We start from the raw sequence: 15,610 nt of genomic DNA, 5'->3' as shown, positions 1-15,610 counted from the left end.
GCGGGTACTCGTTCTTGAGGAAGTTGGCGAGGACGATCTCGTTCACGTTGCCGAGCTTGTCCCACATGGTCCGGCCGGCCGGACCGCGGATCTCCTCCATGATGTCTTTGCCGCGGTCGCCGCCAAGCGCCTTCAGCAGCAACCGTTCGGTCGAATCGAAGGTGCCCGTGACCGATCCGGTGGAGGAGATCTGCTCGGCGAACTCCACGAACAGCCGCTCGACCACATTCGAGGAGACCGTGCCGAGATTGGCCATGACTTGCGAGATCTCCTTGATCTCGTCGTCGCTCATCAGCGCAAAGAGCTTGGAGGCATGCTCCTCGCCCAAGCTCATGAGCAGCATCGCCGCCTTCTCCGAACCGCTCAGCGCGCGGTAGTCCTCACGAACTCGCATGACGGCGCGCTCCCGCGGTGGTTATTTGCCTCTGCAGCGTCTGCTGACCTGCGCCATCCCGAGGGCGGTGACAGACCCCGAAGCGTGGGGCGGCTTCGGCATTCGCAGCTCGAGCCGGTTGCAACGACGCATTAGGGCTGCACTTGCGGCGGCGCGAGGCTGCGTGAGACGGCAGCGGACGTGCGGTCCTTGCCGAACGGCAGCTCGCCGTTGGCGGCCAAGCCCAGAATTCCCGCACCGGCGAGGACCGCGCTGATCACCCAGACAATCGCCCAGGGGGCGCGATTGAGGGGTCGGTGGCGCACAGCGGCGCTGGGGCGCTGGGGCAAAAGCTTGATCAGGCGGCTGGCAATTCCGTGGGTGTCAGACAGGTCCAACCGGCCACCCGGCAACCGGGCGATCATCGGCGCCAAAGCCTCGACGGCGACGCGCTCCGGCAATGCCGCCAGCCTGGCGGCTTCCTCTCTCGGGTCGACGCCAAGCCGCGCCAGCGCCGAGAGGACGCTAAGCGGCATTTCCACGCCTTCCTCGCCGACCGGGGCGAAAAGAAATGCATCGAACTCGGAATGGTTGGCGGAAAATGGAAGGCGTAACGCCACATCAAACACTTAATTAATTGTAGAAACCCCAGGTATTTAAATATGCATTATTTTAATAATTACAATGAACGTTACCGAATAATTATTGTCGGTCATGTTGTGAGGGCCAACATTGAGGGTTCAGCTGCGCCGGCTGCGCCCCGGATCGACGTTTTCAAGGCAAAGATGAGCGCTGTCGCCTGGTCGAACGGGAACCTGTAACAGCCCGCGATTCGGATTTGAGCCCCGCGCCGGCTTCTACCGGCGCGAAGGTCCGGCTACTCGAAGTCGGCGGTCGCCGTTGCCGTGAGATTCAAGTCTCCCGGCCATCCCTTGGGACCGCCTTGGCCGATGGACGCTTGGACGAACAATCGGCGATCGTCCACCCGTACCCGATGGTGCTCGAGGTCGCTCGTGATCCGTGCCTGCGCGTTGCTGCAGAGGGCGGCGGCATCGATCGTCGCCGCTTCCGTGGTCTTGATCCAGAGCGGCCAATAACGACCGCCATAGCCGCGGTCGTTCACTTGCCCGGTATCGCCGAAGACGGCCCCCACCGGTATCTGAATGAACCTGCCGTGATGCAGATCGCCAAAAGCGGACGCGCGACAAATCTTGATCGTGCCGGCGGCGAACTCAGCGGCAACGGGGGTCCGAGCGATCGCAAAGATGCCGAGGGCAATGGAAAAGACAAGGAACCAAGCTGCCATGGAGGACCCCCCTGCCACGCTTGTTCGTGGTTCTAATTTCCAAAGTTGATGTAATCGGCATTCTCATTATTACAAGAGCGCCACATATTTTTATTATAGGCAAGTAAATGAAACTGCCGGTTGTTAGTGTCCAGGAGCGCCAATGCCTGTCTGCACGGCAAGGCGCCTGCCGGCGAACCATGCTACGGATGTTTTCGTAGCAATTCCCCCATGTTGCGGACGACAATTGCTTTGATCCGCCGTCGATACTGATCGAGCGACCACAGCATTGAATGTTAGCTGGTCTCCTTCGAGACAGCTGAGGAGAAAATGGGGATGGCAACCGAGTCGGGCATGTCGCTGGCATCACTCTACGTGCTGCGTGCGACGCTAAAAGCACTGCGGCGCAAAGGGCTTCTGAACGAGAGCGAGATGCGCGCCGTGCTGCACGACGCGACCATCATGCTGAGGTCGGAGGAAGGCGCCAATCCGACGTTGAGCGAAGCGCTCACGGCCGTAACGGACATCGCCTGGGACGCCGAGCGTTGATGCCGGTCCAAGACAAGGCCGCCAATGATCTCAGCAAAGTTGCGGACACTTCTATTGATTTCACGGCGATCACTGCCCATTTCTTGATGCCCAGATGATCGCTCGGCGATCGACTTGAAAGCAGGGCCGGCAACTTTCCGTATCACCCAATGAAATGCCGCCAGCGCTGCGGCGCGTTCGTAAGAGATGCGGACGAATTCGATCAGTGTGCGCTGTCGTCCTAGGCGCGTGCCGCCACAGCCTGGCAATGAGGTATTTGGTCATGATGATCGAGCGAATGGGCAAGTGGTCGTGGAGTTTGTCGGCCGAGGAGCGCTTGGCCGCCGCGGCCGCCAGCCGCGCCCAGCGCGACCGAACCGACATCACCCCGGCAAAGCTGCGGCGCGTCCACGAAGCGATGCTGGTGAAGCAGAAGAAGCTGTCTGCGAGAGTACTGCCGGGCCGCGCGAGCGCCGGCCTCGGCGCGTGGCCGCACCGAACCTAGCCTCACGCTCGAGCTTCTGTCTGGGATGGCGATAACGACGGCAAAGGAAGTGTCTGATCATGCGTCCGTACAAAGAAGAGAACTTCAGCGCCCGATTGGAGAAGGCCGCGAAGGCCAAGAAGGCTGCGTTGGATCGATTCCGCGCGCAACCGGGACCGCAAGATCCCGCCACCATCGAGCGACAAGCGGCTCGACAGGCGATCAGCCACGCGCGCGAAGCGCGTCTTGCCGAGCGCAAGGCCGCCCGCGACGCCGAGGAGGCCCGCCAAGCCGCCGAGCGCGTGACGCGGGCGGCGGAGCAAGTCGAGCGCGAGGCTGAGCTTGCCGCCGAAGCCTCGGCTTTGGAGGCGAAACAAAAGGCCGCCCGCGACGCGCGCTATGCGGCGCGCAAGGCGCGGAAGTGAGCGCTTTCGACCATCCTGCGCGGACCGGCGCTCAAACCTAATGATGTCGGACGACCCCATCGAGCTCGACGGGCGACGGGGCATGGCAGCCCAGAAGGCCACCGAAATTCGCCGCGAGCTCCATGAGGTGCAGGCCGATCAGACGGCGCTGCGACAGCGACAAGCGGAGCTCGAGCAAAATCTTGCCGCCGCTCCGGCGACGACTTGGGCGGATGCCGCGGCCAAAGTGCGGTACCTGCTGCAGCTTTTTGCGGGCACGCAGGAAGCGCAAGACCCGCGCCGGAAGCGACTGATCGAGAGCGTCCTCGACGACCTCAACAAGCTATCCGGTTGACCGGGCGAGTGCGGAAGGCGCTAACGCTTCTTGCCTGGACTGGCGGCCGTCTTCGCATTCTGGGCGGCGAAGGGTGACGCGGCGGCGGCGGCTTTGACCTTCGCTTGTTTTGGTTTCTTCGCCTCGCGATTGCTGCGTTTCTGACCTTTGGCCATTGGAGTCCTCCGCAACGGATGTGCGCCCGGCATCGCCAGGCGCGTCCTGGTTAGTGGATGGAAGTATCGATGCTCAGCCCGAGGTGAGGCGTTGAAGCCTCGCTCGCGCGCGAGAGAAGCGCGGACCGTCTTCTGGCCGTCCTCTCTCTGCCCTCGCCGCCGCCGGCTGAGGGCCGGGAGATCATAGGCACTTACCGATCTCGTGTCTGATTTCTTTCGGAGCCGCGGAACCCACCGGGCGGGCACTATCCCTCGCTCGTTGGATGGAGCCGTCAGATATTGGCGAAGAAGTCGTTGCCCTTGTCGTCGACGACGATAAAGGCGGGGAAATCGACCACCTCGATGCGCCAGACCGCCTCCATGCCGAGCTCGGGATATTCCAAGACTTCGACCTTCTTGATGCAGTCTTGAGCGAGCCTGGCGCCCGGTCCGCCGATCGAGCCCAGATAGAAGCCGCCATGCTTCTTGCACGCCTCGGTCACCTGGCGGGAGCGGTTGCCCTTGGCGAGGGTCACGTAGCCGCCGCCATTGGCCATCAGCACCTCGACATAGGAGTCCATGCGGCCGGCGGTGGTCGGGCCGAAGGATCCCGATGCGTAGCCTTTCGGCGTCTTGGCCGGGCCGGCGTAGTAGATCATCCGCTCCTTGACGTAGTCGGGCAGGCCCTGGCCCGCATCGATCCGCTCCTTCAGCTTGGCGTGCGCGATGTCGCGGGCGACCACCATCGGCCCGCTGAGCGACAGCCGCGTCTTGATCGGCAGCCGGCTGAGCGTCTTGCGGATCTCCGCCATCGGCCGGTTGAGATCGATCTGAACCACCTCGCCGCCGAGCTGATCGGTCGCCGGCTCCGGCAGGAACTGCGCGGGGTTGGTCTCGAGCTGCTCCAGAAAGATGCCGTCCCGGGTGATCTTACCCAGCACCTGGCGGTCGGCGGAGCAGGAGACGCCGATGCCGACCGGGCAGGAGGCGCCGTGGCGCGGCAGCCGGATCACCCTGACGTCGTGGCAGAAATACTTGCCGCCGAACTGCGCGCCGATGCCCATCTTCGCCGTCAGCTCCAGCACCTTCGCCTCGGTCTCGAGGTCGCGGAAGGCATGGCCGGCAGCACTGCCCTTGGTGGGCAAGCCGTCGAGATAGCGGCAGGAGGCGAGCTTCACCGTCTTCAAGGTCATTTCGGCCGAGGTGCCGCCGATCACCACCGCCAGGTGATAGGGCGGGCAGGCGGCGGTGCCGAGCGTGCGGATCTTCGCATCCAGGAACTTCATCAGCCCGTCCGGATTCAAGAGGGCCTTGGTCTCCTGATAGAGGAAGGTCTTGTTGGCGCTGCCGCCGCCCTTGGCGATGAAGAGGAAGCGGTACTCATCGCCGGTCGTGGCATAGAGGTCGATCTGCGCCGGCAGATTGTTGCCGGTGTTCACCTCCTTGAACATGTCGAGTGCCGCCAGCTGGCTGTAGCGAAGATTGTCGGTGGCGTAGGTCTTGAGGATGCCGCGGGCGAGCCACGCCTCATCGTCGACCCCGGTCCACACCCGCTCGCCCTTCTTGCCCATGACGATCGCGGTGCCGGTGTCCTGGCACATGGGCAAGATGCCGCCCGCGGCGATGTTGGCGTTCTTCAGGAGGTCGAGGGCGACGAAGCGGTCATTGTCGGAAGCCTCGGGGTCATCGAGGATGCGCCGGAGCTGCTTCAGGTGACCGGGCCGCAAGAGGTGCGAGATGTCGTGGAAGGCTTGGCTCGCCAGCAGGGACAAGGCCTCGGGCGCCACGCGCAGGACCTCGCCATCGGCGAAGGGCACGGTCTCGACGTGCTCGCTCGAGAGGCGGCGATAGAGGGTGTCGTCATGGGTGTGGGGGAAGATGGCGTGGGCCGCCTCTTCGAGCGCGGCATGATCCGGACCGGGCATCTCCGTCTTCTCCTTGGATGACCGATGAAATCCAGGCGGCGGCGATTGGTCCGCCCAGACACTCCACCGATCGCACTCTGCTATTTCTTGCGGAAGGCGTCGAGGGCGACGACCTTGCTCGCCTCGCCGTCGCCTGGCCCCTCGGCCATCGCCTCGATGGGGGCGAGCTTGCCCGATTGAGCCGCCTGCCCTCGTTGCTGGCCTTGGAACTGCAGGGTGAACTTGGCCGCGGGGTCGGCGAACACGGTGACGGCGGCAAGCGGGATGACCAGGCGCTCGCGCGCGTTGTTGAAGCTGAGCGACACCGCGAAGATATCCTCACCCACCTCCAGCCCCCAGAACTGGAACTGGAGCACGATGGTCATCTCCTGCGGGTATTTCGTGCGCAGATAGTCCGGTATCTCGACGCCGGGCCAGTCGGTGCGGAAGGAGACATAGAAATGATGCTCGCCAGGCAGGCCGTCTTCCGCCGCTTCGACGAGCGCGCTACGGACGACGCCGCGCAGGGCTTCGTCCATCATCTGATCGTAGCGCAGACCATTCCTCGCCATGTGCCGCTACACCCCGCCCGCGATGCCGGCCCTTGGGTGGGCCGCGCCGATTTGTGAGGCCGAGTGGGGGGCTTCTGTTGCCCGGTGCCCCCCGAACCGCGCTAATCAGCTAGTGCCTTGGCACCCTATCGGGTGGGTTAGGCAGCAGCCTTCAAAGCGGGCGCAACGTTGTCGTTGGCACCTATGAATCGGCCCGATAACGGCGGAACCATGCCGGGCGAAAAGACCGTCTTTACCACGCACGTCGATCCTGGATCGCCCCCATGGGGGCCGGCCGCTCGTCCTCGGCCTCGAGGTAAAGCAGCCGACCGAATTGGTGGAGGCGCCGGGCACTGCCCCCGGGTCCGTAGCGCTTATTCTACGCTCCGTTTATCGCCATAGTCGGTTTCCCGACGCCTAATAGTATAGGCGCGCCAACGCTCCGGTGAAAGGGGCGGCTGATGCCCCATGGAAAATCATGGCAGCGGCAAATCATGGCGGCAGCGAATCATGGCAGCCTCCGGAGGGCTCGGTTACAGTCGGCGCCCTCTTCTGCGAACGGAGCTTGCCGCCGCCCATGCCTCTCACACCCGAACAAGAGGCAGAGATCGCCGCGACCCGCGCGGCCGCCACGCCGACCCGGAGGCCCAGCGTGCCGGCGCTGGAGGAGGTGCTCTACCAGGCGATCCCGGTCTTGGATCACGGCTTCATCCGGGTCATCGACTATATGGGCGACGATGCGGCCGTGGTGCAGGCGGCGCGCGTTTCCTATGGCCGCGGCACCCGCAAGGTGAGCGAGGACAAGGCGCTCATCGCCTATCTCTTGCGCCATCGCCACTCCACACCCTTCGAGATGTGCGAGATCAAGTACCACGTGAAGCTGCCGATCTTTGTCGCCCGGCAATGGATCCGGCACCGCACCGCCAACGTGAACGAGTACTCGGCCCGCTATTCCATTCTCGATCGCGAGTTCTACGTACCCGCACCCGAGCATCTAGGGGCGCAGTCGGAGGTGAACCGCCAGGGCCGCGGCACGACCTTGGAAGGGGCTGAGGCGCGGGAGGTCCTGGGCTTGCTCCGCGAGGATGCCGAGCGCGCCTACGATCACTATCGGCACATGCTCAATATCGACGATGCGGGTCAGGTTCTCGATCCCGGCCGCCAGGGACTGGCCCGCGAGCTCGCCCGCATGAATCTGCCGCTCAACTTCTATACGCAATGGTATTGGAAGATCGATCTCTACAATCTCATGCACTTTCTGGCGCTCCGCGCCGATCCGCACGCGCAATACGAGATCCGTGCCTATGCCGAGACGATGCTGGAGACGGTCAAGCGCTGGGTCCCCTGGACCTTCGAGGCCTTCGAGCAGCATGGGCTGAAGGGCGTGCATCTTTCCGCAGGCGGGCTCGCGGTGGTGAAGCGGCTCATCGCCGGCGAGGCGGTGGATCAACCCTCGAGCGGCATCGGCAAGCGCGAATGGCGGGAGCTGATGGCGATCCTCGGTCGATCCGAACCCGGCTGAGCCCATGCAGCTTACCGAGCGCCAAGCCCGGCACTTGCAGTTCTGGCGCGTCCGAGCTCGCGGGAGGCCATTGAGAAGGTTGCATCGATGGCGAGCAGCACACCCGCCTCGTCGACCTGCTGCGCCAGGCTCGGCGGCGTCATCGTCGCGGCAAGGAGCACGGCGAGAGGGATCGTGCGGCGCATCGGGTATTTCGAAAGGGTGGTGGGCTATTGAATGACGATGCGCGGCGCCTGACGGGGACCGCTGCTGCGATCGCCGACCTTCGCCCACACGCGCCGGGCAATCTCTTTGTAGACCTCCGCCAGGGGACTGGCGGGATCGGAGACCACGATGGGCGTGCCGTCATCGGAGGTGGAGCGGATCGCCATGTCGAGGGGCACCTCGCCCAGGAAGTCCACGCCCAGACGCTCCGCTTCCCGGCGCGCGCCGCCATGGCTGAAGATGTCGGAGCGGCCGCTGCAATGCGGACAGATGAAGTAGCTCATGTTCTCGACGATGCCGAGCACCGGCACGTCGACCTTGCGGAACATGTTGAGGCCCTTGCGGGCATCGAGGAGGGCGATGTCCTGCGGGGTCGAGACGATGACCGCGCCGCTCAAGGGCACGCGCTGCGCCATGGTCAGCTGCGCATCGCCGGTGCCGGGCGGCAGGTCGACGACCAGGATGTCGAGCTCGCCCCAATTCACGTCGCGCAGCATCTGCTCGAGCGCGCTCATCACCATGGGCCCGCGCCAGATCATCGGCGTGTCCTCGGCGACCATGAAGCCGATGGACATGCATTTGATGCCGTAGCTCAGCTTCGGCTCGAGCGTCTTGCCGTCCTTGGTGTCGGGCCTGCCGCCGACCTTCATCATGCGCGGCAACGACGGTCCGTAGATGTCGGCGTCGAGCAGGCCGACGCGGAGGTTCTCGCTCGCCAGCGCCAGCGCCAGATTGACCGCGGTCGTCGACTTGCCGACGCCGCCCTTGCCCGACGCGACGGCGACGATGGCGCGAACGCCGGGAACGACCGGCTTGCCTCCGGGTTGACCCCGCGCCGGTCCCGGCGGGGGCTTCTGCGGCTGCTCGGCGGTCAGCACGGCGGAGACCGAGAGCACGCCGGGCAAGGTCTCAACCGCACGCTCGGCTGCCTGGCGCAGGGGCTCCATGGCGGGCCCGCGCTTGGCATCGACCTCGATCGCGAAACCGACATTGCCGCCCTTGATCACGATGCCGGAGACCATGCCGAGGGAGACGATGTCGGAACCGCGGTCCGGATCGGTCACCCGGCTCAGCGCCTCTCTCACCGCCGTCTCGCTCACTTGAGCCATGCTTGAAAACTCCGAGGCATTGGGCAATATCCGAGACACCCGGTTTGCCTGGTCGAAACCGAGCAAAGTGCATATAAGACCGTGCATCGGGGTTTGCAAAGACAAGGTGGCCAGAGCCAAGGCCGCGTGGGGCGGGTCTCGTCCGGGCGCATTTCTCTCAAGACAGGTTGGTGACCGATGCCGTGGCAGAATCAAGGTGGCGGCGGCCCGTGGGGCGGCGGCGGAGGCGGCGGTAACGGCGGCGGTCCCTGGGGCGGACGCGGTTCAGGCGGGGGCGGCAGCCCTTGGGGCCGTGGCGGCGGCCAGCCGCCCAATATCGAGGAGCTGCTGCGGCGGAGCCAGGATCGCTTTCGCCGGGTGATGCCCCAGGGCTTGGGCGGCGGTAAGGGCGCCTTGCTCATCGCGCTGCTTGCGGTGCTGCTGTGGATGGCGAGCGGCTTCTATCGGGTGGCGCCCGACGAGCAGGGCGTGGTCTTGCGCTTCGGCGAGTGGGTCCGGACCACCCAGCCAGGCCTCAACTATCACCTGCCGGCGCCGATCGAGACCGCGCTCACGCCCAATGTGACGCGCGAGAACCGGATCGAGATCGGCTTCCGCTCGGCCGCCGAGGGGGTGCGAGCGGCGAGCAAGCGCGACATGCTGGAGGAGAGCCTGATGCTGACCGGCGATGAGAACATCGTCGACATCGGCTTCGTGGTGTTCTGGCGCGTCAAGGATGCGGGCGAATACCTGTTCAAGGTGCGCGATCCCGAGCTCACGGTGAAGGCGGCGGCCGAGAGCGCCTTGCGCGAGGTGGTGGGGCAGAAGACCATCCTGGTCGCCTTCACCGAAGGCCGCGCCCAGATCGAGGTGCAGACGACCGAGCTCCTGCAGAAGCTGCTCGACTCCTACCAGACCGGCGTTCTCATCCGCCAGGTGCAGCTGCTCGAGGTCGATCCGCCGTCCTCGGTCGTCGATGCCTTCAACGAGGTGCAGCGCGCGCGGGCGGACAAGGAGCGGCTTCGCAACGAAGCCGATGCCTATCGCAACGACGTGGTGCCGCGGGCCCGCGGCGATGCCGAACGTCTGATCCAGGAGGGCCGCGCCTACAAGGAAGAGGTCGTCAACCGCGCCCAGGGCGACGCCAACCGCTTCAACTCGGTCTACACCGCCTACAAGGTGAGCCCGGACGTGACCACGAGGCGCATCTATCTCGAAACCATGCAGGAAGTGTTGCGCAACACCAACAAGCTCATCGTCGACAAGTCTGCCGCATCCGGCGTGGTGCCCTATCTGCCGCTGCCGGAGCTGCAGAAGCATGGGCCCGCCAGCCCTGGCAGCCCCACCGGCCCCGCGTCCACCGCACCCGGCGGGGCGCCGGTGGTGCGGACTCAGTAGGAGGAGCCGAGCCCATGCAAAGAAACCTGCTCGGCGCCCTCGGCGCTGCCGTCATCGTCATCGGCGTCTTCGCCTATAGCTCCTTCTTCATCGTCAACCAGAACCAGCAGGCCCTGGTGCTGCAGCTTGGCGAGCCCAAGCGCGTCATCCAGCAGCCCGGCCTCAATTTCAAGCTGCCTTTCGTGCAGAACGTGCAGTATTTCGAAAAGCGCGTACTCGATCTGGATCCGCCGAAGCAGCAGGTGATCCTCGTCGATCAGAAGCGTATCGACGTCGACACCTATTCGCGCTTTCGCATCGCCGATCCGCTCCGCTTCTTCCAGACCGTCACCAACGAAGCCGGCGCGCGGGCGCGGCTGTCGGCGATCATCAGCTCCTCGCTCCGGCGCATCCTGGGCGGCGAGACCTTGACTTCGATCCTTTCGGCAAAGCGGGCCGAGATCATGGCGGTCATCCGCAGCGACGTGAACCAGGCGGTAAAGCCGCTCGGCATCGAAATCGTCGATGTGCGCATGAAGCGCGCCGACTATCCCGAGCAGACCAGCCAGGCGATCTTCAACCGGATGAAATCCGAGCGCGAACGCGAAGCCCGCGAATTCCGCGCGGAAGGATTCGAGGTGGCGCAGCAGATCCGCGCCGACGCCGACCGGCAGCGAATCGTCATCCTGGCCACCGCCCAGCGCGAGGCCCAGACGCAGCGCGGGCAGGGCGACGCGCAAGCGATCCAGATCTATGCCGACGCCTTCGGCAAGGATGCGGAGTTCTTCGCCTTCTATCGGTCGATGGAAGCCTACCGGGACGCCCTCAACAGCAATTCGACGACCATGGTGCTGACGCCCGACAGCGACTTCTTCCGCTATTTCGGCGATCCGACCGGCAGGGCCGGCGGGACCCGCTAGCCGGCCGATTCGAGCCGGTCAGGCCTGGCCGCGAGGCTGCCATGCCAGGGAGCCTTCCGGGCTGGACCGATTTCTTGACCGCGTTCGGCCTCGTGCTGGTGGTGGAGGGCGCGCTCTACGCGCTGTTTCCGCCTGCCATGAAGCGGATGGCGGCAGCCATGCAGGCGATCCCTGAGGAGTGGTTGCGGCGGGTCGGATTGGCCGCCGCCTGCGTGGGCGTGGCGGTTGTTTGGCTGATCCGACACTGAGGGTTGGCCAGGCCAAGGCCAAGGCCGCGTTCACAATTTCGTCAACCCGTTTGGCAGCGTCGGAGCCGGTTGGCTTTGCCATAATTCAACCACATACTGGCGATTGATTGGCTATTTCCGCGGGCCGGCTGATTGACAGGTCGGCCGGGAATTACCAATTGGGGCTTTGAAGCAAGTCGCGGGTCCGCCGTGCGATTTCGGTGTCGTGCGGCAGCGACGGGGGCGGGAGATCTCAAAAGTGAGCGAACTGGTCCAAATGCAGCGAGAAGGTGGGGCGGAAGCCGCGGGTCGGGCCTGGCTTCCGGGGATGCATCGCGCGTTGGCCGGCGCGGCGACGGGCACGATCCTGTTCGGCTTCGCCATGGCGCCGGGCTCGGCCCTGGCGGCGACGCCTGATAGCTTCGCCGATCTCGCCGATCAGCTACTGCCGGCCGTGGTCAACATCGCCACGACCCAGACCTTGAAGCAGGCTCAGGGCGAACGCGGCCAGCAACAGCAGCGCCGCGGGCCGGACATTCCGCAGTTCCCGCCGGGCTCGCCGTTCGAGGAGTTCTTCAAGGACTTCTTCGATCGCAACGGTCAGCGGCCCGATCAGGCGCCGCGGCGCGCGACCTCGCTCGGCTCCGGCTTCATCATCGATGCCGCGGGCCTGGTGGTGACCAACAACCACGTCATCGCCGATGCCGACGAGATCACCGTCCGCTTGTTCGACGATGCCGAGTTCAAGGCCGAGATTGTCGGGCGCGACACTAAGACCGACTTGGCGCTGCTCCGGATCAAGCCGGGCAGCCGCAAGCTCTCCGCGGTGAAGTTCGGCGACTCGGCGAAGTCGCGGATCGGCGACTGGGTGATCGCGATCGGCAATCCGTTCGGTCTCGGCAATTCGGTGACCAAGGGCATCATCTCGGCGCGCTCGCGCGACATCAACGCCGGGCAATATGACGACTTCATCCAGACCGATGCCGCGATCAACAAGGGCAATTCCGGCGGGCCCTTGTTCAATCTCGCAGGCGAGGTGATCGGCATCAACACGGCGATCTATTCGCCTTCGGGCGGCAGCGTCGGCATCGGCTTTGCCATCCCCTCGAACCTCGCCAAGCCCTACCTGGATCAGCTCCGGGACTATGGCAAACCCCGGCGCGGCTGGCTCGGCGTTCGCATCCAGGGTGTGACCGACGAGATAGCCGAGAGCCTGGGCTTGACCAAGGCGCGGGGCGCCTTGGTCGCCTCGATCAGCGACGGCGGCCCGGCCGACAAGGCCAAGGTCAAGGCAGGCGACGTCATCCTGACCTTCGACGGCAAGGACGTGACCGAGATGCGTCGGCTCCCCCGGATCGTGGCCGAGACCGCGATCGACAAGGACGTGCCGATGCAGGTCTGGCGCGACGGCAAGATGGTGACCTTGAGCGTGCGCGTGGGCGAGCTCGAAGAGAACGAGCAGCAGGCAAGCGTGCCCGCCCAGCCGAAAGACTCTCCGCAGCGCGGCAGCGGCCAGGCGCGCGTCGACGCTTTGGGTCTGGCGCTCTCCCCGATCACCCAGGAACTTCGCCAGAAGTTCGACATTGATGAGCATGTGACCCAAGGCGTGGTCGTGACCGCCGTCGACGAGAACGGTCCCGCCGCCGAGAAGGGTGTCAGGCCCGGCGACATCGTCGTCGAGGTGGGTCAGGAGGAGGTGAAGACTCCGGCGGATATCCAAAGCCGCGTGCAGAAGGCCAGGCAGGCCAACCGCAAGTCGATCCTGCTCCTGGTCGACCGCCAGGGCGAAATGCGTTTCATCGCGCTCCGCATCGACAAGGGCTGATCCCCGCCCCCCCGAACGGCCCCCAAAGGCGCGGAGCACGAGGCGGCGCCGGCAGCAATGCCGGCGCCGTTCTCCTTTGGGCAGGCGTGGAGCCGAGCCAGCGCCGCTCGGGTTCACCCGCCCGTGAGTTGCTTCCCGGTCCGCGCCGCTCTAGCTTTGCCAGACTTGGGGGAGAACAAGCCGGTGGAGCCTTTGGCATGATGATCAGGCGTAAGCGCGGATGGGAGCTCCCCGACCGTGCCGCAACCCCCGAGGCGGTGTTCAACGACCGCCGCCGTCTCGTTCAGGCGATCGCCGCCGGGCCGATTCTGGCCGCCGGGGTCGGTTTCTTCGGCCGCGGAGCGGCGGCCCAGAAGGTGGACGACGATCCCTCGGGCAAGCTCTACCCGGTCAAGCAGAATCCGCGCTTCACTCTCGACCGGAAGCTGACCGACGAGAAGCTTGCCACCACCTACAACAATTTCTACGAGTTCGGCTCCCAGAAGGAGATCTCGCAAGCCGCACAGATCCTGAAGGTGCGGCCTTGGACGGTCGAGATCACCGGCCTCGTGGAGGAGAAGCGGACCGTCGACATCGACACGCTGCTGGCTAAGCTTCCCTTGGAGGAGCGGCTCTACCGCCACCGCTGTGTGGAGGCCTGGTCCATGGCGGTGCCCTGGAGCGGCATTCCGATGAAGGCGCTGGTCGACTACGCCCGCCCCCTGGGCTCGGCGAAATTCATCGCCATGACCACCTTCCAGGACGCCAAGATGGCGCCCGGGCAGAAGCAGTTCTGGTATCCCTGGCCCTATATCGAGGGGCTCACCATGGCGGAAGCCACCAACGAGCTCGCCTTCATCGCCACCGGTCTCTACGGCAAGCCGCTGCCGAAGCAGAACGGCGCCCCGATCCGGCTGGTAACGCCCTGGAAGTACGGGTTCAAGTCGATCAAGTCGATCGTCAAGCTGGAGTTTACGGAAAAGCGGCCGGTGAGCTTCTGGGAGACGATCCAGGCGCAGGAATACGGCTTCTGGGCCAACGTCAATCCGGAGGTGCCGCATCCGCGCTGGAGCCAGGCGAGCGAGCGGGTGCTGGGCACCAACGAGCGGGTGCCCACACTGCTGTTCAACGGCTATGCCGAGTTCGTGGCCGAGATCTACAAGGACTTGAAGGGCGAGCGGCTCTACGCCTGACCTCCCTTCGCCGAGGCTTCGGGAGGCGGGGCCCGCCCCCCGAAGCTCCGGCAGGAGCGTAGGAGGGCGTAGAAAAAAATGCCGGGCCTTACGGCCCGGCAAGTTGAACAGGGAGGCTTCACGTCTGGGAGACGTAGGATCCCGAAGGACCCTGGTTCGGGCAGGGCGCCCGAACGGCGGCGTGTTGCGACGCAACATCCACCGCTTCTAAACTTAGGGGCTAGGCCCTAAAAAACCATTAACAAATTGACAGTTCCGGTATGCAGTGCCTGCATACCGATTCGCGCTGCCGTGCGATTGCCGCAAGGGACTGCTAAGTCCTTAGAATTCCTGGGTTGCGACGTGCTTCAGCAAAAAATCCCTGAGCACGGCGATGCGCTTGGAGTGACGCAGCTCTTCCGGATAGAGAAAATATGCCGGCACCTGCGGGGCGTCGACCTCCGGTAGAACGCGAATCAGTGACACATCCTCCGCCGCCATGAACTCCGGCAGGGCGGCGATGCCCATGCCGCCCTGCACCGCCCGATAGATCGCGTAGAAGTTGTTGATGGTCATGACGTGGCCGGGGGCGGTGCCTCCGGCGGCCACTCTCTTGATCAGCCAATTGACCTCGGGAAAGGGCGGATGCGTCGATTCGCCATAGGTGATGAGGCGGTGATTGGCGAGCTCGGCGAGCGAGCGCGGCAAGCCATGGGTCTTGAGGTATGACGGCGCCGCATAGAGATGCAGGTGCATGGTCACCAGGTGACGCTGCACCAGGTCCGGCTGCCGCTCCGGCGACAGCCGGATCGCCACGTCGGCCTGGCGCATGCCGAGGTCGAGCTCGCTGTCGTCGAGCACCAGGCTGAGCGAGATCTCGGGATAGAGGTCGACGAACTCCCTGAGCCGGGGCGTCAGCCAGGTGGAGCCGAAGGCGACGGTGGTGGTGACCTTGAGCGGCCCCTTCGGGATCTCGCGTCCCTCCACCAGCATGGCCTCGGCCATGGCGAGCTTGGAGAAGATCTCCTTGGCGGTCTGGTAGAGCTGCTCGCCCTGCTCGGTCAGGATGAGACCGCGGGCGTGGCGGTGGAAGAGCGGCACGCCCAGGCTCTCCTCGAGCCCGCTGATCTGCCGGCTGACGGCCGACTGGCTCAAGTTCAAGGTCTCGCCGGCATGGGTGAAGCTGCCGGCCTCGGCGACGGCATGGAAGACGCGCAGCTTATCCCAGTCCATCATTGCGGCCCCTCGGGCAGGCTCCCCTCAGGGGAGGGTTTGGGG

The 15,610-nt window shown here is 65.0% G+C and carries 18 protein-coding genes; 10 read left to right on the top strand and 8 right to left on the bottom strand.

Annotation, left to right across the window (positions count from 1 at the left end; genetic code table 11):
* The 3 genes from HY058_20940 to HY058_20930 all read right to left on the bottom strand — a co-directional run.
* A partial coding sequence (locus tag HY058_20940; protein MBI3499771.1) for a flagellar motor switch protein FliG occupies positions 1 to 394 on the bottom strand: 394 nt, incomplete at its 3' end.
* A 131-nt stretch (positions 395 to 525) separates the two neighbouring features.
* On the bottom strand, positions 526 to 909 hold the full coding sequence (locus HY058_20935) for a hypothetical protein (protein ID MBI3499770.1): 384 nt from the start codon (positions 907 to 909) through the stop codon (positions 526 to 528).
* Between the two features lie 341 nt (positions 910 to 1,250).
* Positions 1,251 to 1,679: a hypothetical protein gene (locus tag HY058_20930; GenBank protein MBI3499769.1), complete on the bottom strand. Its 429-nt coding sequence runs from the start codon at positions 1,677 to 1,679 to the stop codon at positions 1,251 to 1,253.
* 315 nt (positions 1,680 to 1,994) lie between these two features.
* On the opposite strand from HY058_20930, the gene HY058_20925 reads away from it, so the two are divergent.
* The 4 genes from HY058_20925 to HY058_20910 all read left to right on the top strand — a co-directional run bounded on the left by HY058_20925 (position 1,995) and on the right by HY058_20910 (position 3,429).
* A complete protein-coding gene (locus tag HY058_20925) occupies positions 1,995 to 2,207 on the top strand; it encodes a hypothetical protein (protein ID MBI3499768.1) in 213 nt (70 codons plus the stop codon).
* A gap of 262 nt (positions 2,208 to 2,469) precedes the next feature.
* Positions 2,470 to 2,691 carry a hypothetical protein gene (locus tag HY058_20920; GenBank protein MBI3499767.1) on the top strand — a complete coding sequence of 74 codons (222 nt, stop codon included), beginning with the start codon at positions 2,470 to 2,472 and terminating at the stop codon, positions 2,689 to 2,691.
* 59 nt (positions 2,692 to 2,750) lie between these two features.
* Positions 2,751 to 3,095, top strand: coding sequence for a hypothetical protein (locus tag HY058_20915; GenBank protein MBI3499766.1), 345 nt, complete (start codon positions 2,751 to 2,753; stop codon positions 3,093 to 3,095).
* 43 nt (positions 3,096 to 3,138) lie between these two features.
* Positions 3,139 to 3,429, top strand: coding sequence for a hypothetical protein (locus HY058_20910; protein MBI3499765.1), 291 nt, complete (start codon positions 3,139 to 3,141; stop codon positions 3,427 to 3,429).
* A 427-nt stretch (positions 3,430 to 3,856) separates the two neighbouring features.
* Here HY058_20910 and HY058_20905 read toward each other — a convergent pair whose 3' ends face one another.
* Together HY058_20905 and HY058_20900 are read right to left on the bottom strand one after the other, a co-directional pair.
* Positions 3,857 to 5,488, bottom strand: a complete 1,632-nt coding sequence (locus tag HY058_20905; GenBank protein MBI3499764.1) for a fumarate hydratase — start codon at positions 5,486 to 5,488, stop codon at positions 3,857 to 3,859.
* A gap of 80 nt (positions 5,489 to 5,568) precedes the next feature.
* Complete coding sequence (locus tag HY058_20900) at positions 5,569 to 6,039, bottom strand: hypothetical protein (GenBank protein MBI3499763.1); 471 nt, start codon at positions 6,037 to 6,039, stop codon at positions 5,569 to 5,571.
* Between the two features lie 556 nt (positions 6,040 to 6,595).
* Between HY058_20900 and HY058_20895 the strand changes: the two genes are divergently transcribed.
* Positions 6,596 to 7,540 (top strand): FAD-dependent thymidylate synthase, encoded by a 945-nt coding sequence (locus tag HY058_20895; protein MBI3499762.1) that lies wholly within the window; start codon positions 6,596 to 6,598, stop codon positions 7,538 to 7,540.
* Positions 7,541 to 7,551: 11 nt separating this feature from the next.
* Here the strand turns inward: HY058_20895 and HY058_20890 are convergent, their stop codons facing one another.
* Positions 7,552 to 7,725, bottom strand: a complete 174-nt coding sequence (locus tag HY058_20890; protein ID MBI3499761.1) for a hypothetical protein — start codon at positions 7,723 to 7,725, stop codon at positions 7,552 to 7,554.
* A gap of 24 nt (positions 7,726 to 7,749) precedes the next feature.
* Positions 7,750 to 8,853, bottom strand: a complete 1,104-nt coding sequence (locus tag HY058_20885; protein MBI3499760.1) for an Mrp/NBP35 family ATP-binding protein — start codon at positions 8,851 to 8,853, stop codon at positions 7,750 to 7,752.
* Between the two features lie 177 nt (positions 8,854 to 9,030).
* Here HY058_20885 and hflK point away from each other — a divergent pair, with 177 nt between their 5' ends.
* The 5 genes from hflK to msrP all read left to right on the top strand — a co-directional run bounded on the left by hflK (position 9,031) and on the right by msrP (position 14,353).
* Positions 9,031 to 10,230: an FtsH protease activity modulator HflK gene (hflK, locus tag HY058_20880; GenBank protein MBI3499759.1), complete on the top strand. Its 1,200-nt coding sequence runs from the start codon at positions 9,031 to 9,033 to the stop codon at positions 10,228 to 10,230.
* A gap of 14 nt (positions 10,231 to 10,244) precedes the next feature.
* Positions 10,245 to 11,129: a protease modulator HflC gene (gene hflC, locus HY058_20875; GenBank protein MBI3499758.1), complete on the top strand. Its 885-nt coding sequence runs from the start codon at positions 10,245 to 10,247 to the stop codon at positions 11,127 to 11,129.
* A gap of 41 nt (positions 11,130 to 11,170) precedes the next feature.
* Positions 11,171 to 11,377: a DUF2065 domain-containing protein gene (locus HY058_20870; GenBank protein ID MBI3499757.1), complete on the top strand. Its 207-nt coding sequence runs from the start codon at positions 11,171 to 11,173 to the stop codon at positions 11,375 to 11,377.
* 256 nt (positions 11,378 to 11,633) lie between these two features.
* Positions 11,634 to 13,181 carry a DegQ family serine endoprotease gene (locus HY058_20865; GenBank protein MBI3499756.1) on the top strand — a complete coding sequence of 516 codons (1,548 nt, stop codon included), beginning with the start codon at positions 11,634 to 11,636 and terminating at the stop codon, positions 13,179 to 13,181.
* A 197-nt stretch (positions 13,182 to 13,378) separates the two neighbouring features.
* Positions 13,379 to 14,353: a protein-methionine-sulfoxide reductase catalytic subunit MsrP gene (msrP, locus tag HY058_20860; protein MBI3499755.1), complete on the top strand. Its 975-nt coding sequence runs from the start codon at positions 13,379 to 13,381 to the stop codon at positions 14,351 to 14,353.
* A gap of 321 nt (positions 14,354 to 14,674) precedes the next feature.
* Here the strand turns inward: msrP and HY058_20855 are convergent, their stop codons facing one another.
* Complete coding sequence (locus tag HY058_20855) at positions 14,675 to 15,565, bottom strand: LysR family transcriptional regulator (protein ID MBI3499754.1); 891 nt, start codon at positions 15,563 to 15,565, stop codon at positions 14,675 to 14,677.
* Positions 15,566 to 15,610: the final 45 nt, after the last annotated feature.

It is taken from the genome of Pseudomonadota bacterium (genome assembly GCA_016195085.1).
Lineage (GTDB): Bacteria > Pseudomonadota > Alphaproteobacteria > SHVZ01 > SHVZ01 > JACQAG01.
Note: the sequence above shows the minus strand (reverse complement) of the source record. Positions and strands in the feature narration are given on the sequence as shown.